The sequence below is a fragment of the Tumebacillus flagellatus genome (assembly GCF_000714935.1).
Taxonomy (GTDB): Bacteria; Bacillota; Bacilli; order Tumebacillales; family Tumebacillaceae; genus Tumebacillus; species Tumebacillus flagellatus.
On sequence record NZ_JMIR01000001.1, the window covers coordinates 111,023 to 135,357 of the forward strand.

A 24,335-nucleotide genomic window follows, 5' to 3' on the forward strand; every position below is an offset into this window, starting at 1 on the left:
CCTTCTGGACAGGGGTTACAGTCTCATGTTGTCTTGGTTTATGATTTGCTCTCAGTGTAGAGCTTAGAGCTTTTGTTGACGATGTCGTGCAGCGTGATGTCGTCAAGGTAGTCTACGATCGTATCACGAAGTTTCTCCCAGACGATTTTCGTGGCGCAATGCTCCGTCTTGGAGCAACAGAGGGCGGGATTCTCCTCCTCCGCGTGCAAACACTCCACCGGGGCAATCTCGCCTTCGAGGACTTTGACGACCTCGCCGACTTGAATGTCTGCCGCCGGACGACTGAGTTTGTAGCCGCCGCGCGCACCGCGTACACTGGTCACCAGTCCTGCACGGCGCAGTTCCACGAAGATTTGCTCTAAGTATGGTTCGGGAATGTCTTCCGCAGCCGCGATGGCTTTGATCGGAATCGGCCCCGTCTCAGCCTTCTGCGCCAAGTACGTCAGAGCCATCATTCCATAATGCCCGCGCGAGGATAACTTCATGTGTACGCACCTCCTTCTGGGACACCGCACATCTCCTCGACTTCCCGGATTTAATCTTGACTACGGGAGTCAGGATTATGTGCAAAAGAGAATCAGGAATCGCAAATTGGAATCCTGATTGTTTTGGTCAACATTATTATAGGCATGAAGAAGTTCCTCTGTCAAGCGCATCCAACTCTGCGGAAATCATTTTGTCAAGGGGTTGACGGGGTTGTTTTCTGATTATTCTTCACTATTCGCTCTTATTTTTCTTGGTTCGGCGGCTCGACCGGCGTGGTGTGTTTTTTCTTGGCGGGCCGGTTGTCGATGATCACGGGAGCCGCCACTGCCGCGGGCGCGTCGACGCGGTTTTCATAGCGCTGCAATTTCTCGACGGCCGGTTGGGCGAGCCATTCGATTTCCCGCTGCACGATGCGGGCGAGGTCGAAGCGGCCGGACCCTTCGCAAAACTTGCCGACTTCCCACAAGTCGTTGTATCGCTCCATCTCTTCACGGCTGAACAAGCCGCGCACTTGCACACTGATCGGTCTCATCTGCTCAGGTTCCCCCTCAAAAAAGCTCCAATTGATCGCCCGGCAGCTCGGCGCGCTCCACGGGCAGATCCAACAATTCCATCATATCAAACTCATTGCGAACGGCGAAATTGGAATGGTTGTTGTTCCATGTTTGCGCGCCCAGCCCTCCACATACGCGGGGTTGGGAATGGCGTAACTTCCACCATGGGAAAAAACCTCGCATAATACCCGAGCCGCTCTGCCGGTTTCACGCCCTTGGGGTAGAAATCCTCATGGTCGCCCCATGCGCACGTTCCACAGACGATGTTGCTCACGTCGCTTCACCTCTTCCCCAACATCCTGCCGTCTCTTGCGGAGCTCTGTCAAGCGGATCAGCCGTTTGCCGCTTGCGGATGGGTTTGGCTGCCGGACTCTTCGCCGTTTTCGTCGATCTCTCTGAGCCCTTTGTTGGCGCGGTCTTCGCGCAAGAGCGCCCATTGCGTGCGGGCGAGTTTGATGTACTTCTCGGCGGTGGTGCGGTCGGAAGTCACTTGGTTGAAGTAGAGCACCGCCAATTTGTCGTCGCCGAGGCGGCGCGCCAATTCGCCGATCAAGTACGGCATCTTGCCCTCGTCGTTCAGGCGGGAATCGTGTTCGTAGCAATCAATATAGAAATCCAACGCGTTTTGCATGAAGCGCCGCTCGTTTTCCCGATCTTGCAATTCGCGGTACAGCCACGCCAGGTGCAGGCACAACCCGCCGATCGTCCGCGACGGCTCGCCGACGTATTGGGCGCACACGATCGCCAGTTTAAACGCCGTGACCGCTTGTTTGACGTCGCGCAGGCCGCACAGGTCGCGCGAATTCCAGCGGGACGCCACTTCGTCGAGATACGTTTGTCGGCGCAGCGGCGTAATTTTCGGCTGTGTTTTCTCCAAAAACGAAAATCCGCATAGTGTGCACACGTTGACAAGATAATGCACCGGGTTAGGACCTGCGTACCTTGCAAAAAAATCACCCTGCGTTTCTTTTACTTTGACCGCACGGGTCAGGACTTTCTTCGTATTATAAGTCGCTTCACAAAGAGGGCAACGTACTTTCCGATCATATAATCCTTCCATCGTCGTCAAGATGTCCTACCCCATTTCACCGTTTTCTAGGTCTATATCCTTATAGTCGCATGATATGCAGAAAACGACAATATACTGTTTTCGTTGACAAAAGAAAACCGGGAAATTTTCCGGTTGCCTCCGTCTTGGATTTGGGGTAAGATAAGAACAAGCGTTCCTAGGAACAAGCGTTCTCACGAAATTATGCAAGGGAGCGATTAGATGAATCGTGGAAACAAACTTTGGGAAGGCCATCGCATGATCTTGCCGGAGCACCGTGCCCGCATGATGGAACAGGAATTGGAGCCGTATGTTGTTCCGCAGTTGCACGAAGATGCAAGCGTTGAGATCGAGTACCGCGTTCAACAAGCGATGGCGCGTCGTCAACCCCTCAAGATCATCGTTGGCGAAGCGGACGGGGAGCACACGGTCGAGGGTCGGATTCTCTCGTACCGCTCCGAAACCCGCAGCCTGCAAATCCACAACGAGTGGGGCCGCTTCCAGATTCCCATCCAGAACATCGTGCGCGTTCTGTAAGCTGCTCCTGATCTCCGGCTTTTTGACAATTCGTTCGGAACGTCCCGTTCCCAACTCACATACGTGAAGCTCCACCGGGACGTGTGCCCGGTGGAGCTTTTTCTATATCATGGAGGACTTCACATCGTGAAGCAGGGTCGCATTGTGATGCAAGTTTCACATCGATGATGCTTTTTTCAACGCGCAGTTTTGGTGTTACGATTGCTCTTTCCAGACGAGCCTCGGGGCGAATGCGTAGTAGAGTTCTCCGTGCGGGCCGACGGCGAGGTCGAGCAGGAGCCCGTCGTCGGGAAGCGGGAGCGGCTGCCAAGTGTCTCCGGTCTGGAGCGTGCGCGTGTAGAGTTTGTTTTTGCAGACGGCATAGAGGCGGTCCTGAGCGCAGAAGACTGCTTCCGCGTACAGACAGCCCTCCGGATTGGCGAACGTTTTTCGACCGTCCGTTTTGGAACTCTCTTGAACTGTGAGGGAGAAGTCTCTCTCCTTGGAGGTGATCACGCGTCCGCCGCTTTTGGTCATGAATTTGCCGGGCACTTTCTCCCAGTTGCCGCCCCGCTGGCGGAAGATCCCCTTGGCTCCCCGGACATAGAGCGTGCCATCCGTGTCGAACAGAACTTGTTTCGCTTCGGCGGGAACTTCCACGCGGTTCCACGTCCGCCCTTCGTCGCGGGAGACCTGCACGCCGTCGTCGGAGAGGAACGCGATTTTGGAGCTGTGCGTGTCGGCGTTGATCTTGATTTGGTGCTCCTGCGCGAGAACGGCTTCCCACGATTGGCCTTCGTCGCGCGACCGCCACAGCGTGCCAACGCCGCCGGCGTAGAGACAGCCGGGGCTTTGCCACCACATGCGGCTGACGATGCCCGGCAACTGGATCGGCGTCCAATGCGCGCCGAGGTCGCGGGACAGTTTTGCGAATGGATGCGTGTCTTGCGCCACGCTGAAGTCCCCCCAAGCGAGAATCGTTCGGCTGTCGTCCGGAGAGAACTCCACGCCGTAGATCGTCGGGAGCTGGCCCCTCGTGCTTCCAAGGCTCAGTTTGTCTCCCGCATAGAGCCCGCCGCCGATCAACTCTTTGCGGTAGACAGTCAGTTTGCGACCGTCCTGCAGGCGAAAGTGCACTTGCACCGGCCTGCCTTGCTTATCGGAGCCGGAGACGGCAAGCCGCGCTTGCTTTTGATCGTCCGCGTACAACTTATAGTGATAGCCGACTTCCACACCGGTGCCCGGTTTCAAATGATCTTCCGCGCGGGCGCGGTTCCAAGCTTCCGGCGAATCGTGACCGCCGACGTCGTCCACGTAGGAGTCCTCGCCTTCCGTTTCATGCACCGCTTTGATTTCGCCGTCCTCCACCGTCAAGCGCAAGTGCCGCGTCGTGCCCGGCACGCCGAACTCCTCGTTCCAGAGCCTGCGTTTGCCTCCTTCGCCGCTCTCCCGCTCCATCGGGAAGTCGGAGCTCTGGGCATGCGCCAATTTTGCTTTGGGACTCCATTGCACGGCGCGTTTCATCCCGATCTCCACCGCTTGCTGCAGGGTCAGCGGTTTTTTGACAGGACCGGCTCCTGCGTCGGAAGCGGGCAAGATCAGCAAGCAGAGCCCGAGCAGACAGGCGGATTTCCATCGTCTCATCGTGCTTGCCTCCTCTCTCGTCGTGTACTACAATAACGATGATCGAAAGGAGTCCTGTCCCTGATGAAGAAATCGACCATTCGCGTCATTTCGCTGGTCCTCGCCATCGTGATGATCGTCTCTTTGCTGTATTCGTTGGTGTACTCGCTGTCGTAAGCGAGCTTATGATTTGTACAACATCGCGTAGGAGATCCCGATCAGCACGCCGAACCCGATCAGATCAGCAACATCCAAACCCCATTGGCGGTAGACGAGCAACAGCCCCGCCGACGCGAAAATGGAAGCGATGACGCTGATGTAGTGATGTTTGCGCGTTTTTCCGTTCACCTCGGACTCTCCTCCCTTTCTTCGGGTTAGTATCCAAAAAAAGACTCGTCCCCATACAGGCGGACGAGTCTTTCTTTCAAGCGGGTTACTTCCCTTGCTCTTGCTGTTTTTTCTGTTCGTGCTGGCGAATGCGGCGGGCGACGCGCTCGTAGTATTCATCGGTGTTTTTCTCGCCCTCGTGCCATTCGGGGTCGTCCCGATAGCGTTGCTCCAGCCACGGATCGGCGTAGAGATGGTAGCCGCGCTCTTCCCAGAAACCGGGCTTGTCCTCGGCGACGAACTCGATGCCGCGCACCCACTTCGCCGATTTCCAGAAGTAGAGTTGCGGCACGACGAGGCGCAGCGGCCAGCCGTGATTCGGGGTGAGCGGCTGTCCGTCGTGCGAGTGCGCGAACAGCACGTCGTCCATCAGCAGATCACGCAGCGGCAAGTTGGTCGTCCAGCCCTCTTCGGCGTGGATGACGACGAACTTCGCTTCCGGTTTGACGTTGACTTGTGCCATCACATCTCGAAACGAGACGCCGTCCCACGTGTTGTCGAGGCGCGACCATGTGGTCACGCAGTGGATGTCGGACGTGGAGCGGTACGCCGGAAGCGCGTTGAACTGTTCCCACGTGAACACTTTCTCTTCGTCCACGAGGCCGAAGATTCGGAAGTTCCACGTCGCCAACTCGATGCGCGGCACGGTTCCGGCGTGGAGCACCGGCCATTTGTCGGTCAAGTACTGACCGGGCGGAACGCGGTCTTTGACATTGTCGCTCATGGGTTGCCTCCTTGATTCCTACGCGGATATGTACGCAAAGCCTGCCGGGAAGAACTCCTAGCGGGTGGATTCAAACAGCTCGATCCACTCGCCGTCCGGGCCTGCGAAGAAATAGTAGCGGGAGCCGTTGGGCAGCGTGGTGATTTCGGAGTCGATTTCCGTGACGCCAAGGGACTTCAGACGCTCGACTTCCGGCTCAAGTTTGTCTACGGTGAACGCGATGTGGTGGACTTTGCCCTCGGTCGGGAGGTCCGGGTTGTAGCCGGAAATCAGTTCGAGTTCCGTTTCGTCGGCGCCGGGGAAGCCGAGAAACGCCAATTTGATCACGCCGTTCGTATGGTCGAGGGTGCCTTTGAGGTCCATCCCGATCACATCGCGGTAGAAGTTGATAGAAGTTTCGATGTCGCGGACTTGGACACCGACGTGTTCGATTTTTTTGATGGTCATGGTACGGGTTCCTCCTGCCTGATGGGTAACATAGAAGTTCTCTCCCTATAGTACCATAAACAGGAGCGCATCAGCCGCAGTTGTGGTATCATGACTGTACTCAACACGGGAAACCAGAGGTGTATGCAATGAAGAAAAAAATCGTCCTGACAGGCGGTGGCTCAGCCGGCCACGTCACAGGGAACTTGGCGTTGCTTCCGAAGCTGGAAGCGGCGGGCTGGGAGATGGAGTACATCGGCTCGCACGACGGGATTGAACGCGAGATGATTCAGCGTGTCAACATGCCGTATCACCCGATTGCCGTCGGCAAACTGCGCCGCTACTTCGACCTGAAGAACCTCAAAGACCCGTTCAAAGTCATGCAGGGCGTGTTGCAAGCGTACTCTGTGCTTCGCAAAACCAAGCCGAACGTCGTGTTCTCCAAGGGCGGCTTCGTGGCGGTGCCGGTCGTGATGGGCGCGTGGCTGAACCGCATCCCGGTCGTCATCCACGAGTCGGACCTGACGCCGGGTCTCGCCAACAAACTCTGCGCTCCGTTTGCGCAAAAAGTCTGCGTGACGTTCGCCGAGACGCTCAAGCACATCGACAGCGGCAAAGCGGTGCACACGGGCTCGCCGATTCGCGAAGAGGTGCTGCGCGGCGACGCCAAGCGCGGGTTTGCGTTTACGGGTTTGAAGCAGGGTGATCCGGTGCTGATGATCATCGGCGGGTCGCTCGGCTCGGAGAAGATCAACCAAGCGATTCGCGCCAACCTGGAACCGTTGCTCAAGACGTACCAGATCGTCCACATCTGCGGCAAAGGCCATCTCGACCCGGCGCTGGACGGGAACCCGCGCTACCGCCAGTACGAGTTCGTGAGCGAAGAATTGCCGGACTTGTTTGCGATGACCGATTTATTTGTTTCGCGGGCGGGATCGAACGCGATCTTTGAGTTCCTCGCGCTGAAGAAACCGCATGTGCTGATTCCGCTCTCCCGCGCTGCTTCGCGGGGGGATCAGATTCTGAATGCGAAGTCTTTTGAGAAAGCGGGCTACTCCCGCGTGTTGTTTGAAGAAGACCTCACGACGGAAACCCTGCTGCAAGCGATCGAAGAGACGCAGGCGAAGAAGCGCGAGTACGTGGCAGCGATGGAAACGTCGACCGTCCGCGATGCGGTCGGCACGATCATGAAGCTGATTGAGAAACATGCGAAGAAACGCAACTAACATACGCCATCCAAAAAGACGACCTCCAGGCAGGTCGTCTTTCTCATAACGCGATCAGGTCAGCTTCAGGAGAGGTTAGCTCTGAAAGCGCCCCCTAAAAGTTGGCGACCCTGAGGGGGTCGTTTCTGCACATCAAACAGCCCTCCCTAAAAGATGCGCAATACTACGCTTCGAGGGGCCACCTCGCGATAGGGTCGCTTTTTTCCTCATGCCTCTCCCTCGAATTGCTGGCGGTAGAGGCTCGCGTACAGCCCGCCGAGCTCCAACAACTGCACATGCGTGCCTTGCTCGACCAGCCTGCCTTCCTCAATCACGAGAATCTGATCGGCGTGGAGGATGGTGGACAGCCGATGCGCGATCACCACCGACGTTCGCGACTTCATCAGCTCTTCCAACACTTGCTGGATATACGCCTCCGAGTGCGAATCGAGCGCCGACGTCGCTTCGTCGAGGATCAGAATCTTCGGGTCCTTCAGAATCACGCGGGCGATCGCCATCCGCTGCTTCTCGCCGCCGGACAGCTTGTGCCCGCGCTCGCCGACGACCGTGTCGTACCCCTCCGGCAAACTCTCGATCAAGTCGTGGATGTACGCCGCCTTCGCCGCCGCCACGATCTCTTCCTCCGTGGCATGCGGCCGCCCATACCGCAAGTTCTCCCGAATCGTCGCATGAAACAGAAACGTCTCCTGCGTCACGATCCCGATCTGCTCGCCCAGCGACTTCACTTGCAAATCGCGCAAATCCACGCCGTCCAGCCGCACCGCACCAACGGATGGGTCGTACAAGCGCGGAATCAAATTCGAGATTGTCGTCTTGCCCGAGCCGCTCGGCCCGACCAACGCCACGATCTGCCCCGGCTCAATCGTGAAATTCAGCCCCTGCAACACCGGACGCTCCTTATGATACCAGAACGACACACCCTCAAACTCGATCCGCCCCGCCGCCTCGCGCAATTCCAGAGCACCCGGACGGTCTTGAATCTCCACCGGCAAATCCAGATACTCGAACAAACGATCAAACAGCGCCGCCGACCCGAGCACGTTCACTTGGATGTTCGCAAGCGACGACACCGGCCCGTAGAGACGCGTCAGAAACGCCGTGAACGCAATCACCGTCCCGAGCGTAATCGACTGGTCGATCACCAGATGCCCGCCGTACCAATAGATGATCGCCGGCCCCGCCGTGGAAATCACGTTGATGAACATAAAAAACCAACGCCCGATCAAGCTCTGCCGAATCTGCAACCGCTTCAGCTCTGTCGTCTTGCCCGTAAAGCGGCGCAACTCGTCTTCCTCGCGCCCGAACGACTTCACCAACAGCGCCCCGCTGACCGACAGCGTCTCTTGCATCAGCGACGAAAGCTCGCCCATCTTGGCCTGCGTTTCTTTGCGCACTTTGTAATTCATCTTGCCGACCCGCCGCGTCGGAAGCACGAACAACGGCAACAGAATCAACGACAACAACGCCAACCGCCAATCCAGCCAAAACATCGTCACCAGTGTCGTCGACGCCAGCAGCACATTGTTGATCGACTGCGACATCGTATCGGTCACGACCTGCTGCAAGCCGTTGACGTCGTTGTTGACGCGGGACATGATGTCGCCCGTCTTGGTCGAAGTAAAAAACCGAATCGACATCCGGTGCAAGTGCTGATACATCTGGTTGCGGATGTCGTTCATCACGCCCTGCCCGATCACGGAGTTCAAAAACGCCTGCGCCACCGAAACCAGCCCTGATAGAATCGCCGCCGCCACCATCGCGAGCACCAGCCCGTTCAACAGCGACGTGCGCCCTTGCGGAATCGCCGTGTCCACGACGCCGCGAATCAACAGCGGCTGCAACAGCCCGAAACCGGACGTGAGCAAGATGCACAGCACCACTCCGACCCCTTGTTTCCAGTAGGGGAGGAAGTAGCGGTAGATGCGCTGGAGAGTTTCTTTTTTTAACTCCGGTTTCTCTTGGCCGTCTGCGCCCCAATCCCGATACGCGGAAAATCTGCTCACTCCCGTTCCCCCTCGCGCCCGCGCACCAAACCGTAACGGTGCGCTTTGTTCAAAATCGTCGTGTGCGACGTGCCGAGCTGCTTCGCGACGGTGCGAAACGACCCGTATCGCTCCAGAGCGTCGGCGATCAACGTGCGCTCAAAGTCCTCCACGAGCTCCCTGAGCGACCCGTGCCCCGCCGTCCATCCGCCGCCCGACACGCGCACGTCGGGGAACATCATGTGATACGGCTCGATCAAATCGCCGTCGACGAGATGCACCGAGCGCTCGACCATGTTCTCCAACTCCCGCACGTTGCCCGGAAAGTCGTACTGCATCATCCGCTCTTGGCAGGCGCTCGACAACTCCAACCCGCTCTTGCCGGTCTTCTGCCGCCAATTTTGCAAAAAATGCTCTGCCAACAGCACCACATCTTCGCGCCGCGAGCGCAGCGGCGGAATCTGCACGGGGATGACGTGCAAGCGGTAATACAAATCCTCGCGAAACTGCCCGCTGCGCACCATCTGCAACAAATCGCGGTTCGTCGCCGCAATCACGCGGACGTTGGCGTGCTGCTCCCGCGTCCCGCCGACGCGGCGAAACGTGCCCGCCTGAATCGTGCGGAGCAATTTCGCTTGCAGCGGCAACGGCATCTCTCCCACTTCGTCGAGGAAGATCGTGCCCTTATCCGCCGTTTCGTACAGCCCCGGTTTCCCGCCGCGCTTCGTTCCGGTGAACGCGCCCTCTTCGTAGCCGAACAGTTCGCTCTCCAAGAGATGCTCCGGCAACGTCGCGCAGTTGATCGCGACAAACGCATACTGCTTGCGCTGCGACGCGTTGTGGATGGCGCGGGCGAACAGCTCCTTGCCCGTGCCGCTCTCGCCGAGCAACAGCACGGTCGATTCTGTCTGCGCCACCATCCGCGCCGTCTGGATGCAACGGCGCATCAGGTCGCTTTCGTGCACGATGTCGTCAAACGTGATGTCTTCGCGCCGGCTCTTGAACGATTCGCGCAGCAGCTGCGACTCCCGTTCTTCGGCGGGGAGTTTCTGCACTTGCGTCACCGCCCGCACGCCGTCGATGCCGAGCAATTCGCCGTATACTAGCTCCACTTCGCCCGGCGGATGCTCCAGCCGCACGTAGATGTAATGGCGCATCACTTCCATCGCTTCAATGTTGCATCCGTGCGCCGTCAACACGCGCACCACATCGAGCGTCATCCCGATGCGATCGTTCGTTTCCACCATCCAGCGGATCAAAGACATGCCACCTGCCGTTTCGTATTGGAAAGATTTCCTTCCATTATACCAAAACGCAGTCCAAAAAAATCTCTATTCGTACTTCGGTTGCAACTGCACGCGTTCTTCCCACTCTTCGCGCAGGAGGCCCATGAGAATTTGGTCTTGGTAGCCGTTGATCGTGAAGCGGCGCTTGCGGCGCACGCCCTCGATGACGAACCCGGCTTTTTCATAGCAGCGAATCGCCCGCTTGTTGGCTTCGTGCGTGTCGAGATCCACGCGTCGCAAGTTCAAGCGGCGGAAGAGGAAATACAGAAACTGCTCCAACGCCTCCGTCCCGTAGCCGCCGCCCCAATACGCCCGATCGCCGATCAGCATCCCGATCGTGGCGACGCGTTCAAACTGATCGAGGCCGCTGTAGGAAACCGTGCCGATCATCCGCCACGCGCCCTCCGTTTCCTCAACTTCGATGGCGAACGTCTGCCCTTCTTTCGGGCTTTGGTTGCGCATGCGGTCCACCAACTGATCGCGCGTCGGGATGATGTCGCCGCGCGCTCCGTTGCCCCAATACATCACTTCTTCGTCCAATCGGTATCCGTACAGTACATCCACATCGCCGACTTCCGCCGGACGCAAACGAACTGGTTTTCTCATGTGTCATTCCTCCTTTGTATCTTGGTTGAATTGGCCACTCGACCAACCATTCCCTGCTCATTCATTAAATTTTTTGAGAATTCTACAAAACTCGCAAGACCAGCATCAAGAAAACGCCGACACCGCCAGCGGCCCGCGGTGCAAGATGCGGGCAAGAATCAGCGCCACTTCCTCCACCGGCAAGTCCATGCCGGACTGAATCCAATGCGTGAGCAGCCCGATATTAGCGGAAGCGATGAACGCGATCAAGTAGTCGCGCGGGACGGGAGCGCTCGCGTCCTCCGGCAGATCGTCGAACAGGTGCAGATACAGCCGCTCCTTCATAAACGCCTTGATCTGCATCGGAAACCCGAAGTCCCCGTTCGGCCCGAACATCACGTGAAAAAAATCACCGTTCGACTTGAAGTACGACAGCAATTGCACCATCGGCGGATACACGAGGTCTTGCTCGGCATGCTTTTGCAACTCGCTTGGCTGGAGCTTCACCGCCACCTGCGTCAACCCCTCGAAGATCTCTTGCTTCAACTGTTCCATCAAGTCGGGCACATCCCGATAATGAAGATAAAACGTCCCCCGGTTGATCTCCGCCCGCTCCGTCAAATCGCGGACGGTGATTCGGTCGAGCCCTCTCTCCTCGATCAAGTCAAGCAACGCTTTGCGAAGCAACTGCCGCGTTCGCTTCTTGCGGCGATCCGTTCCTTCCGCCATGCGCGATCCCTCCGTTTTTTTTTCGAAAAAAATCAACACTCATGCCCGCATGTGCCGATTACACGACACAGCAGACGACATTGATCATTGAATGCGAAATCGTTCTCCATATAATGAACAGTGTGCACAGTAATGAACACAATGTCAATTATTGAAGGAGGCATTCCGCCATGACAAACGCAGGCAAGATGCTTCGCAACAAAACCGTCTGGCTTGGCATGATCTTGGTACTCATCGTGATACTGATCCTAGGATTGGCTCAAATCGGGTCGTCCTCCAACCCCGCTCCGAAAAACATGCCCGTCGCGCTGGTCGTGCTCGACCAAGGGGCTCAGCTTCCCAACGGGCAGACGCTGAACATCGGCAAATTAATCCTCGACAACGTGACGAAGCCTCCCGCCGACGGCGAAGAACCGCCGCTGAAGTGGGAGGTGCTTCAAGATGTGAACCAAGCAACATCCGGGCTCGACGAAGAAAAGTATTACGCCACGCTCGTCCTCCCCGCCGATCTCAGCCGCAACGTGGCGTCGCTGTTCAGCCCGCAGCCGCAAGCGGCGGAAATCCAAGTGTCGATCAACCAAGGGATGAACGCGACCGGCGCGAACTTGGTGTCGCAAATCGTAAGCAAGATCGGCGAAGGCGTCAACGCCAACCTGCGCACGCAAATGCTCGGAAACCTCAAAGCGCAAGGCGACAAACTGAACACCGCACAAGCCGCCGCGCTGGCCGCTCCGATTTCGTTCAAGATCGACAACGTCAACCCCGTTCCGTCGCACAGCGCCAACGGCAATGCGCCCGTTGCGTTTACCGTGCTGGCTTGGTTTGGCGCGATCGTCACGTCGGTGCTCTTGATGCTTGCGTCGAACAAAGCGCGTTCCACGGGACGGCTTGGCAACGTCGGCGTGATCGTGACGCAACTGGTGCTCGGTCTGCTGTACGCAGGCGCGGCGGCAGGTTCCACTCTGTTGCTTGCCAAAGGGATGCTGGGGATGACGATTCCCGATGCAGGGGCGTTTTTCTGGACGTTTGCGTTGATCAGCTACTGTTTCTTCCTGATGCAATCGTGTTTGCTGAACTGGTTGGGCATGGCGGGAATGCCGTTGCTCGTGCTGGTGTTTTTCTTCGGGTCCCCGATTCTCGCACTTCCGCCGCAGATGTTGCCGAGCTTCTCGCACGATTGGCTGTACTCGTGGATTCCGCTTCACTTCGGAGCCGACGTGTTGCGCGATCTGCTGTACTTCGGCAAAGGGTTGAACACGGGATCGCCGCTCACCGTTCTCACCGTCACCGCGGGGATAGCGCTGGTTTTGTCCCTGCTCTCGGCGGTTGTGAAGTCGTATGGAGGCAAAGTTGAGGTGCAACAGAACACGCACGCCTAAGTAAAACAAAAAGCGCATCCGGCGAGGGATGCGCTTTTTGTTTTGGATAGCGGGTTCTGAGCTAGTGAGGAACATACGTGCCGAAGTCGTCGTACGAAGACTTGTCGGCGTGGTAGTACAGCACGTCGCCGTCGCGAATTTCAAACACGTGACCTTCCGCGTCGGTGAAACTCGACCGCATCCCTTCCATGCGCCATTGGTTGTCCCACGGGCCGTGGAGGTATTGCAGGTGCGGGTGGTCAGTGTCGCCGTTTTGGATGGTTTCGATGTTGAAGTTGACGATGAGGTAGCCGTTTTTGAGCCAGACGTCCTTCGAGTGGTCGTCAAGGACGTGGGTTCGGGCATATCCTGCCAAGTCGAAGTTCTTCGGCACCGCTTTGACGGCGGCGGGCAAGCTGTATTCGCCGTACCACTTCTGCACGGCGGCATTGGCGAGCGCGGGGTCTCCGGCGTCGTTGTTGTGCACGCCGATAAATGTGCGGGTGCCGCTGGAGAGCAGTTCCCACGCATACGCCGAGCCGATCGGGACGGGCTTTTCGGCTTTGTAGGAATAGTTGTTGATGTAGAGCGTGCGGTTCCCCGCGGTTGCGCGGTCTTGGTTGTTGAAGACGCGGTCGTAGAGGAACGTCGCCGTGTCGGTGAACTCTGCGTTTGTCACGTTGCGCAGCGGCGTGTTCAACACGAATTGACGCTTCAAGGTGTCTTCTTGCGACCCGATTTTGACAAAGGGCTTCGTGTTCGTGCTGTAGTAGAGATCGACATCTTGGCGGCCGGTGCCGTCTTTTTTTATAAACGTGAAGCTCGGCGTGATCCGAATGCCGTCATAGAGGCCGTACATGTTGCCGACCGTTTTGAGGTCGAACTTGAAATGGTAGCCGGTTTTGACGGCGACGTTCGAGTAGCCCGCAAGCGGCGAAGATTTCGGACCGAGCGGCAGTTCAAACGGCGGCGCGACCGTCGGGTTGCGCTTGTCGCCGTTGAAATCGCGGTCGCCGACCCAGTAGCTGCGGTTGGGCAAGATGTCGCGGCTTCCCTTGTACGGACGGAAGACCAGTTCCCAGTTGTAATCGGCGACGTCGGTGACTTTGAAGTCGAAGAGGCGGCCGATCACTTTGACGGGGATGATTTTGGTGGCGATGTGATGCGCGAGATTGAGGTTGGCTTGGTTTTCTTCTTGCGATGCGTTGGTGTAATAGGGATCCCCTTCTTGCACGGGACTGTTTTCGGCGACGGCGCGGAACTTCACATCGTAGTCGCCCTCGTTGACCCAGACCGGAAGAGCAAAGGTGTATGCCTTGTAGGCTTTGGGGATCGTCAGCCATTGACCGGATTTTTTCCATTCGCCGTCCATGTAGACATCGAACGGGAACCAGACTTGGCGCGTTTGGATGTATTCGGCGTAGTCGCGGGTTCCATAGTTCAGGTAGTTTTGGTGCGGGCCGTCTGTCGGGACGGAGACGGTGAAATTCCGGGTCAAAATCAGGGAACGACGGGCCGGGTCCGGCACGGTCATCTGGTTGTGGTCCCGGTCGTCGGAGATGTCACAGTAGCACACGGTCGGCGTATGGACGGTGACGTAGTTGATGTTGTGAATGTCATCGACCACTTCTGCTGCCTGGCTCGGGATCGTCGTGCCGGTCGGAACGTAGTGCACCTTGCCGGAGGAGGAAGTTTGGTATTGGTTGATCTTGCTCGGGTCGATGTAGAGATGATTTTGGTAAAACACCCGGTCGGAGTCTTGGTACTGTTGCGGAGCCGGGATGTCGAGCGGGTTTTGGGTTTTTTCGTCTTGCCAAGAGCTGTCCATCCGCGCTTGCGGCAAGTTGTCGAAGGAAAACGGATCGTTGCGGACTTTGATTTTGGGAATTTGCTGTTCCGCTTCGCTGCGCCAATCTTCGGAAGGCGGATTGGGGCGGCCGTTCTGTCCACCGGAGACTTCTTCAACGCCTGGGATCATGTAGGGGTTCGGGTACTTCGGTTCTTGGAGATGCCACGCTTCGTCCGAGTGGTGGTCCGCGTAGACATCTGGAGCGGCGTAGTTGCGCGGGCTCATCGTGACGATGCCGGGCAGCGCGTAGTTTTGCATGGTGGCATAGGACATTTTGTAGACGTTCAGAGAGTCGACCATCCAGTAGGAATAGTTGCGTTTGACGGTGTAGGGCTGCGGAATCACGACGGTGTCTTCGCGGGGTTGCCACTCATAAACCGGGTTGCCCTGTTCATCGGTGCCGGTTTGGACTTGCTCTTCCCAAGTGAGATGGAATGATTTTTGCACGGTGATCGGGTATTCCTTGAACTTGCTGACTTGTTGGTAGTGATAGTTGTAGAGATAGCGTTTGCCGCCGGCTTGCGTGTAGAGATACTCGTGTGTCGGGACGCCCTGGGTGACGTTGAATTTGTCGGACGACGAACCGGGAGCGGGATCGGCGCCGATCTTGCCGTTGGAGTTCGGGTCGAGGTCTTGTCCGCCGACTGATTGAGCGGGAGGCGGTGCGTTGTAGACGACGACGGTGTGCTCGGCGGTGGCAAGATCGGAACCGCCGTTGACATCGTAGGCTTTGACCGTGACGGACGCTTTGGTGCTTGGCCCGCCGCTCAATTGAATTTTGATCGGCAACCCGCTTCGCCCGTCCGCTTTGCCTGAGAGCGAGCCGGTTTTGTCGCCGGGTTTTACGAATGTGCAGTTGACGGTGTTGGTGATTTCGTACTTGCTCAAGTCCGCTCCCTTGGAGAGCGCGTCAAAACTGAACGTTCCGTCCACTTCTGTTGCGGTGCTGTCCGCCTCTGTCGGGCCGTCGATGGTGGCGGTGACGGAGACGGTGGATTTGGGCTTGTACATCCCCATGATTTTGTTGCCGCCGGGGTCGGCTGTGATCGTTCGAGTGAGCGGGTCGTTGCCGTCGACGACGTTGTCGTGCTGGCTCCAGTCGTCAAACGGGGTGATGTAGCTTTGGTAGAGGACGTAGTCTTGGCCCTTCCATGTGATTTGGTTTTGGAACGAGAAGGAAGCGGTGCTTCCGACGAACAACTCCCCCGGTTTGATATGGTTGACATAGTAGCCATTTACGACGGTGCTGTTGTTGTTGCAAGGGATCGTCGTGCCGTCGGAGAGAAAGCACATGCCGTCGACGGGGACGAAGGGGATGGGAGTTTCTAGGTCGTAGTATTGTGGAAATCCCGAATCGTCACTCCAATTTGCGGATGGATTGACATCTTGAGGTGTGTAAAATATTTTAGTTGACCCATCCGGATAATAGACATGAAAGATAGAGTTCAAATAAACATGATGTTGGTACACCCATCCCCCCTTCCCGATCTTTTTTAACTGTTCATCTACTGCCGCAATGTTGACTTTAAATGTTGTTGTTACGTACCCATTTACAATTTCGGGGTTTGGTTCCTCAACTTTGTGACCCTGATCCCAAACAACATACTCACCGGTTTTTGGATTACAGACTGTATGAGTACCGTTGCAAGTTGGGGACAAATTGATCGTCCAACCTTCTGTGACATAAATTGTTGAGGTTGTATGATATTCGTCTCTCGTTTGGAACTTCCAATTTTCAGGGTCACCGGGTACTAATTGCACTCTTGGCCACGCCTGCGCAATTGTGGGTGAAAAAAGGGAAAACCATAGAATGCCAAAAAGAAAAAGAATTAAGATAGATGCATTTCGTTTTGTAAACATTCAAGGGTCTCCTATTCAAGGCGATCCCATAGTGGCCCATGTTCAAAGACAAACATCGACCCAGCGGAGTCTACCCCTCCAGGGTCTACCTCCCAACTGATTGCGTTTGGATCACTAGCAGAATACATAGTATCGTGGAGGCCTCCATACCACACATTTGGTTCAAATTGTGCTGCCTTATTTGCAGGATCAAGGAAAACGTTTTTCTTTTCTTTATAGTGGTCTACTCGAAACTTGATGTAGTTTCTCATATGAAATGTTCCATTATAGGGATCGTAGTACAACATGGAAGGTTCTACTTGAACACTACCTTCGATCTTAATCTCATTTTCTTTAACCCAGTTTGCGTACTTCGTAACCTGGTAAGACATACTTTCGTATCCCCCGGCATACGTGTCGCAAACTTTTTGCACCCAATCATCCGGCATGTTTTGATAATCTACATTTAGGAGCAAATCGAAGTGAGCTTGGATTTTTTGCGCCCAAGTATTTATGTTCTTCTTGTTAAACTGATCGAACATTTTGAAGGTATCTACGTTGGGTTTTGCTGCTTGGTGTCCAGATACTCGATAAGGCTCCTCATACATCCAGTTCGGCACATCCTCCAAGATGTACAAGTAATCCGACGCATTCTTCGGCAGGTTCGTATGGCGGATCTTGCGGCCCCAGGGGTCGGTGTCGGTGAGTTTGAGGTCGGTGATGTGGACTTTGTCCAGGTCTTGGGGCGGAGGGGTGAACGTGCCGCCGTTGTTGGTGGTGTTTTTGTAGGTGATCTTCACGGCGTTGTTCGCCGCATCCCACTTGACATCGGCACCCAAGTTTTCGCTGACGAAACGCAGCGGCACATACGTGCGGTCGTTCGTCATGACAGACTTGGTGTCGAGCATCACGGAGATGCCGTTGACGGTGGCTTTGTTCTCGCCGACGCGCATGCGAATGTCTCTGCCGGGCAGTTTGATGATCACATACTGCGTGTTCGGCATCCAATCCACAGACGCACCCATGCTTTCCGCTACGAAACGCACCGGCACCATCGTGCGGTCGTTTTCATCGACGAACGGCTTGGCGTCCGGGAAAGCGATCTCTCTGTCATTCATCAAAACATGTATTGCTTGCTCTTGTATTGCATCAGCGTGAGAAGCGGGAACAGGCGTTGCGCCGAGCAACAAACCCGTTGCCGCAAGGGTTGTGAGGGGAAGCATCCATTTTTTCACGAGGTTCAATTCTCCTTATCGTTGCTTTGTAAATAACCGTTACTAACCATAATTTAGTATACATGAAAGCTTCAGACAGTTCGAGAAAAAATCCTCTGTTCACTTTTCATGACAGTTAGTTTTTAGAAGCTCGATGGTCGCTTTATGAGCGCTTTTCCGATGCGGCAGTTGACTTTCGATACAAAGCCTCCCGAATGGAAGCACATGCGAACGCGCTCACGTTCACATGGAAAGGGGCTGCTTCGGAGCGTTTCGTTCAACAAATTGAAGAAAAAATAATCATCCCCGCACTAGGAGCGGCTCTTGAAGATATCGAGGAGCACCCAGAAAAGTACCTGAAAAAATTCGGCAACCTCTTGCTCGACGGAATGGAGGAGTTTTTAGGCATCCCGGAGATTGAGGAGTCTTGGAAGAAACTGACCGACCCAAAAAGTTCGTGGGGAGATCGCATCCAAGCGGGCAGTTCGTTGGTGACGAACATCGGCACGGATTTGCTGATGGTGATCGGCGTCGGCGAAGAGGTCCGAGCAGCGGAACTGCTCGCCAAAGCTGGTGAGAAGTTCGGCCCAGCAATCTTGAATCTGCAACGCTCACTGGCGTACAAGACGCTGGTTGACACAAATGGCACGAACTTCTTCAAGAAGCTCTCCAACGGCAAAACCCTTCTCCGCGGTTTCAACGTCGGTCCGCGCCTCGCGCCAGCCGGAGCTTCACTGGAAGCTGCGGGAGAAGGACGGACGCTGACCGAGTGGTACTCCCAAACCAAGGATACTCTCTACCGTTTCATAGAGAGTGAGATGGTACAACTAAATTCTTTTTGCGATGAGACAATAAAACAGGTCAATTATGGTGGTATCAATCCATAATTGACCTGTTTTTATTTCGTAGCGGTATCCCTCTTTTGGCTACAGTTCCTCATGAATGCCTTTTTCTAAAAACTCTATGCTGATTCGATCAACTTCCATCTCAACATATTTCCCTATCAAATCAGGATAGTCAGCAAAATACTCATCTTCGTCAAGAATAATAATTCCCGCATTAATTGAGTTCTCATCTAAAAGACCCCGAATACAGTACCCAAACCCTTGATCAAGACGTTCTAATTCCTTCTCGTTCTCATAAATTTCACGAACCTTAAACTCATCAAGAATCGTGAATCCTATTGACACAGGATATTTTTGCCCTACTTCTATTTCGTAGGGACAGATGAAAGCAAATCCTGTAAATTCAACACCTTCAATTTCAACAGTTACTTCCTCCTCAACATGAGGATCTAATCTTTTTACTAAAGCCATATATTCCATCTGCTACACCTCATTTCTTATTCTATATCCACAGGATTAATGATAGGGATATTTTTGCCATTGATGGTCTTCCAGAACTTTTTACCGCTCTGAGTATGATAAGTAGTAATTTCACCGTTATTGTTAGTTCCAACAAATTCAAATTTTGCGTAACCGTCCTTGTTAGTTCCCATAAACCTAACATATCCTGTACGCTTTTCACCCTTATATTCGTACTCTACTTTAATTCCGTTTTTTATTACCTCCCTAGCTCCATCTAAGTATACATCTGCATTTTTGTACAGATCACCAAATTCTTTTCCATGCTTGTCAAAATGTCCTTCAAGCTTTGCACGGTCAGCAAAATCAGACGGAATTTTACCTACCCTCTCAACACCACTCGTCACTGGCTTGTTAGGCTCAAGTTGACCCATTTCAGGCGGACGTTCATCTGGAATTTTTTCCAACTTGGAGCCTCGAACATCCAACGTAGATTCAATATTAGGAAGTTCAGATTTCCTGCTCATGATATAGGAGTAATACGTCTCAGCTCCGTTTGGCACCTTTTTCGGCCATAAGACTTTTTTGGAAACCTTCTTTTCTTGTCCATCCTTGAGTGGAAGAAAATCCTCTGGATTCGACATCATCAGAAAGTAAGTTGGGTAATCAGGTTCTTGAGTAATGTCTTTCCCCTGTTGCTTCAAGGTTTCGAATTTGTTCATTATGTCCATGACCTGAAAATAATGGGTCACGGAGCGCTCAATTTGATCGTCCGTTGCATCGCCAAAACGATCCTTTATATAATAGTCAATAATATCGTCTTCAGCTTTCGTCCCCCGTAACTGATCGGGAACATCTAGATTGTACACCATCACCCGCGCCAGAGCCATGAGGTTCTTGTGACGTTCTTGCGGTGAGTAGACTTTCTCTTCCGGCTTGATGTAATCTTGAAGCTGTTCAGGATGGCGCATGTAATAGCCCCGCAAGGAATCCGGAAGTCCGTCAAGCGCAACGCTGGCGGCACTTCCAAATCCCGTCACATGCTGAAAGTGCAACCGATTCTGAAAGTACATGAGTTTCTCAATAGCCTGTGCCGCTTGACCGTCTATAAGATTAGCCTCTGACTCCGCTTGTTGACGAAGAGAATTCGCTTGGTATTGTTGTTCGCGGTAACTGTCCCACTGTTCTTCCGTCTCGGGTCTCATGTGTGCTAAGTATTGACTGATTTGATTGGCCTGTTGACGCAAGCGAATGACTGTCTCCATCCGAACCGCTAACTGATTTAGGATCCCTGCCGCCGAATCTAGTGTGTTGCTTACGGTATGGTAGTCCTCGTGGAGATGCTCTGCACTTATTCCAAATGCCCTCGCTGCATCCCCTTTCCAACCTCCCTGTCCCTGCGCCAATTCTTGGGCTCCAGAAGCAAATCGGCGGGCTGAGTACCTCAGATTAAAACTAGCCCCTGAAAGAGAACGAGCAAGTGATCGCAAGTTTTCTGGATCAGCAAATAAGCTCAATCAAGATTCCACCTTTTTACACAAATTGAATCCCCTCTTTATTGTAAATCATGATTTTATCACTCTCAATATTTCTACAAGAACTACTACAAAGTAAAATCCCATTGGGATACTCCCAACAGGTCATAGCGGAGACGGATATACAAATCAAATTTGGTGGGTCTTCTACCGCGACCCTTTTCTGTAATGTGAAGGTCTACTCCGTCGAAAACGCGGTTTAACAGGACGTTTTTTCACGTTTTGCTGTTCAATCGCTTGTAGGCATCAATGACGTTGGAAATGTTGGTTTGGATTCGGGCATGATCCACAACCAGTTTTGGTTGTTTCTCTTCGTGCCGATCAAGGTATGCAACGCGACGCTCCAAATCCTCCAACTCCGCTTGATACTTCGCGCGACGATCCTCGAATTCTGCTTTGCTGAATGTACCATCCAATACCAACTCGTAGGCACGTTCCAGTTTCCGTTGAATACTCTCTCGTTGTTGTTCGACTTGTTGCAGCTTCCCTCTTCACGCGGTTGGTTTTGTCACGAAAAGCGGAAGCCCCTTGCAAAAACATGGAACTCACCAAACGCAGAGTCATTGGGTCCACTTGGAACATGAGAGCAACTCCTCGAACACTAATAAAAATACCCAACAATTATATATGAAAATTACAAAATTTCACAAGAAACCACACTCCGTAACAACTCCACTGGCCCCATGCCACATCATTCGCCCTTTCATCACACTTACCGCCTTTGTTTTTTGGCAGAAAAAAGAACCTCGCCCGCACCGAGGAGGTTCTTGTGTTACTTGTGCAGCTCTCCTGTCTGCCCCACATCCGAGAAAATCACGCCGCGCTGTGCGGCCCTTTACCCTTATCGGAACCAGTGGCGACCGGCTCCGAAATTTTCGCCAACGCCTGCTCCAAGTCGGCGATGATGTCTTGCGGATGCTCCAGCCCCACCGACAAGCGCACCAGACCGTCGGCGATGCCCATCTCGTCGCGGCGCACGTCCGCCGGAACGACGGCGTGCGTCATCGAAGCCGGGTGCTGGATCAACGTCGTCGCTTCGCCCAGCGACACCGCCAATTGCGCGAGGCGCACGGAGTTCATCAGCGTGCGTCCGCCTTCGAGAGTCTCCACTTCAAACGCGATCATCCCGCCGGAGCCGCGCATCTGACGCGCGATCAGGTCTTTTTGCGGATGGTTTTCATCACCCGGGAAATAGACGTTCGTGACTTTGGGGTGTTGGTGCAGGAATTCGGCGACTTTCTTCGCGTTCTCGCAATGGCGTTCCATGCGCAGCGAGAGCGTCTTGATTCCGCGCAGGATCAGCCACGCTTCCATCGGAGCCATCACTGCGCCGATGTCTTTGAGCGTGGAGAAGCGCAGTTCGTCGAGGAACGCCTTGCGCCCGACCGCGACGCCGGCGATCAAGTCGCCGTGTCCGCCGAGATACTTCGTCGCGCTGTGCACCACGACGTCCGCGCCGTGCTGCAGCGGTTGTTGCAAGTACGGCGTCATGAACGTGTTGTCCACGACGAGTTGCGCTCCCCCCGCGTGCGCGATGTCGGCGACCGCCTGCAGATCGACCACTTTCAGCGTGGGGTTGATCGGGGTTTCCACGTAGACCACTTTGGTCTCCGGGCGCATGGCGGCACGAACTCGTTCCATGTCCGCCATGTCGACGAGATCGAATTGCACGCCGAATTTTTCCTTGAGCATCGTGAGCAGGCCGTACGTGCAGCCGTAGAGACCGTCGGAGCAGAGGATGTGGTCGCCCGATTTGATCATCGCGATCAACACCGCCGAAATCGCGCCCATGCCGGAGCCGAACGCCAGCCCTGCTTCGGCGCCTTCGAGTTCCGCCATCGCTTTCTCCAGCACCTCGACCGTCGGGTTGGCGATGCGCGAATAGATCATGCCCGGCTCTTCTCCCGCAAACCGCGCCCCGCCCGTTTCGGCGTTCGGGAATACGTAGGTGGACGTCATATAGAGCGGAACCGTCAACGACCCGAATACTTCAGATCGCGGATCGGCCGTATGGATGCTTTTCGTTTCGAACCCTTGGATCTCTTGGAACTCTCGTGCCATTCGAATCTCCCCCTTGGAGTTTTCGTTTTTATTCTTGTATGTAAGCGGTTGCAAGGATCGTGCCAACGTGCGGAATGGCGCAGCAGTGCGGTTTTTTCAAGGGGGAAAGGGCTGAGAGTGGCACGATTTTATTCCAGCGGCACGATTTCGTTCCGTTTTTTCAGAAGGCGAGGGTAAAAAAAGACCCGACTCTGCGGGGAGCCGGGTTTTTCAGCGGTCAGGCGGGATTTGTGTTTCGTGTTTGTTACGTTTTTCATACGTTACGTTGGAGTGGTTCGTTGAAGACCTTCATCGACTCTCCCGCTCCACCAACTTTTTGAGCCGTGAGAGGCTGCGCTTCGTGACGGCATACATAACGGGCGTCATCAGCCACGGATCGAACGCCCACCGCCACGGCTTTTTCAGTTCAAAGCGAAACACGGACCGCACAACCGTCCGCTCCGCCCCGTCGCGCAGATACGTCCATGATCCCGCTCCGCTTTCGATCGGGAGTCCGTGCGCTTGCACCAGGCGCACCACCGTTTGGCGCAGGGGCTGCACCGCCAGATATTCCATGTCGAAGCGATACCCCCACAGCATCCGGCCGCCGACGGTAAACGTCGCGCCCTTGGTCGGATGTCCGTCCTTGGTGAAGCGGCCGCCTGTCACGCGGAAATCCCACTCGCCCCGGCGGGTCGGGTCCTGCATGAGCGCCCAGACTTCTTCCACGGGCGCGTGAATTTCAATTTCACAAGTGACGCGCGCCATCTAGCGGTGCTCCTGCAACGCCTGCCGGAGTTGTTCCGCATCTTCGCGGGACAGACCCTTCCACGGCAAGAAATACACGTTCCCCGTCTCCTTGCTCGTCAGCATCCATCCGCCGGCGGCACGAGTTTTCGCCTCGCGCTCTTCGACTTGAAGTTCGTTCCAGCGGAACTGGACTTTCGGCAGCATCGCCCGCTCAATCGTCAGCCCCTGCGCGTCGGTGCGCACGGCGACGTGGACGTACTTGAAATGCAAAAACGTCGCCAGCGCGAGATAGACCACGACGAGGATGATCAAGTCCATCGTGATTCCGTGGTTCCAGATCTCGCGGCTGATGAGCAGCGTCGCGAGAAAAAGCACCGTCACCGCCGCCAACCATGCGTAGCCCGGCTTGCGGTCATACGTCAATCTCATGTCGTTCACTCCTTCGAACCTTACAAGACAGGAAAAAACCGCACCCAAGTCAGGCGCGGTCTCTGCCATTAGTCGCGAGCCGGGTGGTCAACTTCCAAGTTGCCGTTGCACTCGACTTGGCACGCGAGACGCACGCCGTCGTCGATGCGGAACAGGAGGAAGTCGATCTCTTCAACGGTCGGATCGTTGACGTTCTCTTCGCCCTGGAGGATTTTCACGGAGCATTGGCCGCACTCTGCGCTTGCGCAACCCCATTCCATTTCGATGTGGCGCTTCTTGCATTCTTCGAGCAGGTTGGAGCCTTTCGGAATATCAATGGTGACGGTCTCGTCCGTCTCTTCCAAGTGAATGGTAACTTTTACGGTATCAGCCATGTCGTAGGACCTCGCATTCGTAGTTGTGTCGGTTTTCATACTTGTCCAGTGTACCACTATTTGGACGAGAT

At 55.0% G+C, this 24,335-nt stretch carries 23 protein-coding genes; 4 read left to right on the plus strand and 19 right to left on the minus strand.

The genetic code is table 11. From position 1 onward, the window contains the following. Positions 1–38: 38 nt before the first annotated feature. From EL26_RS00545 to EL26_RS00555, 3 genes are all read right to left on the minus strand, one after another. Positions 39–485 (minus strand): RrF2 family transcriptional regulator, encoded by a 447-nt coding sequence (locus EL26_RS00545; protein ID WP_038083295.1) that lies wholly within the window; start codon positions 483–485, stop codon positions 39–41. A 242-nt stretch (positions 486–727) separates the two neighbouring features. Next, positions 728–1,018, minus strand: a complete 291-nt coding sequence (locus EL26_RS00550) for a hypothetical protein (protein ID WP_152559128.1) — start codon at positions 1,016–1,018, stop codon at positions 728–730. A 353-nt stretch (positions 1,019–1,371) separates the two neighbouring features. Then, complete coding sequence (locus EL26_RS00555; RefSeq protein ID WP_238546029.1) at positions 1,372–2,100, minus strand: DUF2225 domain-containing protein; 729 nt, start codon at positions 2,098–2,100, stop codon at positions 1,372–1,374. Between the two features lie 210 nt (positions 2,101–2,310). Here EL26_RS00555 and EL26_RS00560 point away from each other — a divergent pair, with 210 nt between their 5' ends. Then, the gene (locus EL26_RS00560; RefSeq protein WP_052035812.1) at positions 2,311–2,625 is read left to right on the plus strand and encodes a YolD-like family protein; all 315 of its coding nucleotides are present in this window, start codon (positions 2,311–2,313) and stop codon (positions 2,623–2,625) included. A gap of 195 nt (positions 2,626–2,820) precedes the next feature. Here EL26_RS00560 and EL26_RS00565 read toward each other — a convergent pair whose 3' ends face one another. The 4 genes from EL26_RS00565 to EL26_RS00575 form a co-directional block, all read right to left on the minus strand. Continuing rightward, on the minus strand, positions 2,821–4,248 hold the full coding sequence (locus EL26_RS00565; RefSeq protein ID WP_038083298.1) for a WD40/YVTN/BNR-like repeat-containing protein: 1,428 nt from the start codon (positions 4,246–4,248) through the stop codon (positions 2,821–2,823). A 162-nt stretch (positions 4,249–4,410) separates the two neighbouring features. Next, complete coding sequence (locus EL26_RS25215) at positions 4,411–4,575, minus strand: hypothetical protein (RefSeq protein WP_161780630.1); 165 nt, start codon at positions 4,573–4,575, stop codon at positions 4,411–4,413. An 85-nt stretch (positions 4,576–4,660) separates the two neighbouring features. Then, the gene (locus tag EL26_RS00570) at positions 4,661–5,338 is read right to left on the minus strand and encodes a sulfite oxidase-like oxidoreductase (protein WP_038083300.1); all 678 of its coding nucleotides are present in this window, start codon (positions 5,336–5,338) and stop codon (positions 4,661–4,663) included. A 57-nt stretch (positions 5,339–5,395) separates the two neighbouring features. Continuing rightward, on the minus strand, positions 5,396–5,785 hold the full coding sequence (locus EL26_RS00575) for a VOC family protein (protein ID WP_038083303.1): 390 nt from the start codon (positions 5,783–5,785) through the stop codon (positions 5,396–5,398). 128 nt (positions 5,786–5,913) lie between these two features. Between EL26_RS00575 and EL26_RS00580 the strand changes: the two genes are divergently transcribed. Beyond that, on the plus strand, positions 5,914–6,990 hold the full coding sequence (locus EL26_RS00580) for an undecaprenyldiphospho-muramoylpentapeptide beta-N-acetylglucosaminyltransferase (protein WP_038083306.1): 1,077 nt from the start codon (positions 5,914–5,916) through the stop codon (positions 6,988–6,990). 206 nt (positions 6,991–7,196) lie between these two features. Here the strand turns inward: EL26_RS00580 and EL26_RS00585 are convergent, their stop codons facing one another. The 4 genes from EL26_RS00585 to EL26_RS00600 all read right to left on the minus strand — a co-directional run bounded on the left by EL26_RS00585 (position 7,197) and on the right by EL26_RS00600 (position 11,572). After that, a complete protein-coding gene (locus EL26_RS00585) occupies positions 7,197–8,993 on the minus strand; it encodes an ABC transporter ATP-binding protein (RefSeq protein WP_038083308.1) in 1,797 nt (598 codons plus the stop codon). Beyond that, positions 8,990–10,231 carry a sigma 54-interacting transcriptional regulator gene (locus EL26_RS00590; protein ID WP_052035813.1) on the minus strand — a complete coding sequence of 414 codons (1,242 nt, stop codon included), beginning with the start codon at positions 10,229–10,231 and terminating at the stop codon, positions 8,990–8,992. Before EL26_RS00590 ends, EL26_RS00585 begins: the two co-directional genes overlap by 4 nt. Positions 10,232–10,303: 72 nt before the next feature. After that, positions 10,304–10,864 carry a GNAT family N-acetyltransferase gene (locus tag EL26_RS00595; protein WP_052035814.1) on the minus strand — a complete coding sequence of 187 codons (561 nt, stop codon included), beginning with the start codon at positions 10,862–10,864 and terminating at the stop codon, positions 10,304–10,306. A 105-nt stretch (positions 10,865–10,969) separates the two neighbouring features. Next, a complete protein-coding gene (locus tag EL26_RS00600; RefSeq protein WP_038083311.1) occupies positions 10,970–11,572 on the minus strand; it encodes a TetR/AcrR family transcriptional regulator in 603 nt (200 codons plus the stop codon). A 170-nt stretch (positions 11,573–11,742) separates the two neighbouring features. Here EL26_RS00600 and EL26_RS00605 point away from each other — a divergent pair, with 170 nt between their 5' ends. Continuing rightward, positions 11,743–12,951 (plus strand): YhgE/Pip domain-containing protein, encoded by a 1,209-nt coding sequence (locus EL26_RS00605; RefSeq protein ID WP_038083314.1) that lies wholly within the window; start codon positions 11,743–11,745, stop codon positions 12,949–12,951. A 61-nt stretch (positions 12,952–13,012) separates the two neighbouring features. On the opposite strand, the gene EL26_RS00610 is transcribed toward EL26_RS00605, so the two are convergent. Both EL26_RS00610 and EL26_RS23215 read right to left on the minus strand, forming a co-directional pair. After that, the gene (locus EL26_RS00610) at positions 13,013–16,072 is read right to left on the minus strand and encodes a DUF5704 domain-containing protein (protein ID WP_052035815.1); all 3,060 of its coding nucleotides are present in this window, start codon (positions 16,070–16,072) and stop codon (positions 13,013–13,015) included. A gap of 578 nt (positions 16,073–16,650) precedes the next feature. Further along, the gene (locus tag EL26_RS23215) at positions 16,651–17,853 is read right to left on the minus strand and encodes a copper amine oxidase N-terminal domain-containing protein (protein ID WP_052035816.1); all 1,203 of its coding nucleotides are present in this window, start codon (positions 17,851–17,853) and stop codon (positions 16,651–16,653) included. A 194-nt stretch (positions 17,854–18,047) separates the two neighbouring features. Here EL26_RS23215 and EL26_RS00620 point away from each other — a divergent pair, with 194 nt between their 5' ends. Next, positions 18,048–18,719 carry a hypothetical protein gene (locus EL26_RS00620; RefSeq protein ID WP_038083317.1) on the plus strand — a complete coding sequence of 224 codons (672 nt, stop codon included), beginning with the start codon at positions 18,048–18,050 and terminating at the stop codon, positions 18,717–18,719. 39 nt (positions 18,720–18,758) lie between these two features. Here EL26_RS00620 and EL26_RS00625 read toward each other — a convergent pair whose 3' ends face one another. The 6 genes from EL26_RS00625 to EL26_RS00655 form a co-directional block, all read right to left on the minus strand. Next, positions 18,759–19,157 (minus strand): hypothetical protein, encoded by a 399-nt coding sequence (locus EL26_RS00625; protein WP_038083319.1) that lies wholly within the window; start codon positions 19,155–19,157, stop codon positions 18,759–18,761. A 17-nt stretch (positions 19,158–19,174) separates the two neighbouring features. Further along, a complete protein-coding gene (locus EL26_RS00630; protein WP_152559129.1) occupies positions 19,175–20,653 on the minus strand; it encodes a WXG100 family type VII secretion target in 1,479 nt (492 codons plus the stop codon). An 831-nt stretch (positions 20,654–21,484) separates the two neighbouring features. Continuing rightward, a complete protein-coding gene (megL, locus tag EL26_RS00640) occupies positions 21,485–22,732 on the minus strand; it encodes a methionine gamma-lyase (protein WP_052035817.1) in 1,248 nt (415 codons plus the stop codon). 288 nt (positions 22,733–23,020) lie between these two features. Then, positions 23,021–23,479 carry an SRPBCC family protein gene (locus tag EL26_RS00645; RefSeq protein ID WP_038083328.1) on the minus strand — a complete coding sequence of 153 codons (459 nt, stop codon included), beginning with the start codon at positions 23,477–23,479 and terminating at the stop codon, positions 23,021–23,023. Next, on the minus strand, positions 23,480–23,890 hold the full coding sequence (locus tag EL26_RS00650; RefSeq protein ID WP_038083329.1) for a hypothetical protein: 411 nt from the start codon (positions 23,888–23,890) through the stop codon (positions 23,480–23,482). Positions 23,891–23,958: 68 nt separating this feature from the next. Next, a complete protein-coding gene (locus EL26_RS00655; protein ID WP_038083331.1) occupies positions 23,959–24,264 on the minus strand; it encodes a 2Fe-2S iron-sulfur cluster-binding protein in 306 nt (101 codons plus the stop codon). Positions 24,265–24,335 lie beyond the last annotated feature (71 nt).

Bases quoted from the DNA above. Each gene is read 5' to 3' on its own strand.
- EL26_RS00605 (WP_038083314.1), top strand. From the start codon at position 11,743: ATGACAAACGCAGGCAAGATGCTTCGCAACAAAACCGTCTGGCTTGGC.
- EL26_RS00555 (WP_238546029.1), bottom strand. From the start codon at position 2,100: ATGGAAGGATTATATGATCGGAAAGTACGTTGCCCTCTTTGTGAAGCG.
- EL26_RS00570 (WP_038083300.1), bottom strand. From the start codon at position 5,338: ATGAGCGACAATGTCAAAGACCGCGTTCCGCCCGGTCAGTACTTGACC.
- EL26_RS00575 (WP_038083303.1), bottom strand. From the start codon at position 5,785: ATGACCATCAAAAAAATCGAACACGTCGGTGTCCAAGTCCGCGACATC.
- EL26_RS00620 (WP_038083317.1), top strand. From the start codon at position 18,048: ATGGAAGCACATGCGAACGCGCTCACGTTCACATGGAAAGGGGCTGCT.
- EL26_RS00545 (WP_038083295.1), bottom strand. From the start codon at position 485: ATGAAGTTATCCTCGCGCGGGCATTATGGAATGATGGCTCTGACGTAC.
- EL26_RS00600 (WP_038083311.1), bottom strand. From the start codon at position 11,572: ATGGCGGAAGGAACGGATCGCCGCAAGAAGCGAACGCGGCAGTTGCTT.
- EL26_RS00610 (WP_052035815.1), bottom strand. From the start codon at position 16,072: ATGTGCTTTCTCTCCGACGGCACGACGATCCCTTGCAACAACAACAGC.
- EL26_RS00550 (WP_152559128.1), bottom strand. From the start codon at position 1,018: ATGAGACCGATCAGTGTGCAAGTGCGCGGCTTGTTCAGCCGTGAAGAG.
- EL26_RS00580 (WP_038083306.1), top strand. From the start codon at position 5,914: ATGAAGAAAAAAATCGTCCTGACAGGCGGTGGCTCAGCCGGCCACGTC.
- EL26_RS00595 (WP_052035814.1), bottom strand. From the start codon at position 10,864: ATGAGAAAACCAGTTCGTTTGCGTCCGGCGGAAGTCGGCGATGTGGAT.
- EL26_RS00625 (WP_038083319.1), bottom strand. From the start codon at position 19,157: ATGGAATATATGGCTTTAGTAAAAAGATTAGATCCTCATGTTGAGGAG.
- megL (WP_052035817.1), bottom strand. From the start codon at position 22,732: ATGGCACGAGAGTTCCAAGAGATCCAAGGGTTCGAAACGAAAAGCATC.
- EL26_RS00645 (WP_038083328.1), bottom strand. From the start codon at position 23,479: ATGGCGCGCGTCACTTGTGAAATTGAAATTCACGCGCCCGTGGAAGAA.
- EL26_RS00650 (WP_038083329.1), bottom strand. From the start codon at position 23,890: ATGAGATTGACGTATGACCGCAAGCCGGGCTACGCATGGTTGGCGGCG.
- EL26_RS00655 (WP_038083331.1), bottom strand. From the start codon at position 24,264: ATGGCTGATACCGTAAAAGTTACCATTCACTTGGAAGAGACGGACGAG.
- EL26_RS00565 (WP_038083298.1), bottom strand. From the start codon at position 4,248: ATGAGACGATGGAAATCCGCCTGTCTGCTCGGGCTCTGCTTGCTGATC.
- EL26_RS00560 (WP_052035812.1), top strand. From the start codon at position 2,311: ATGAATCGTGGAAACAAACTTTGGGAAGGCCATCGCATGATCTTGCCG.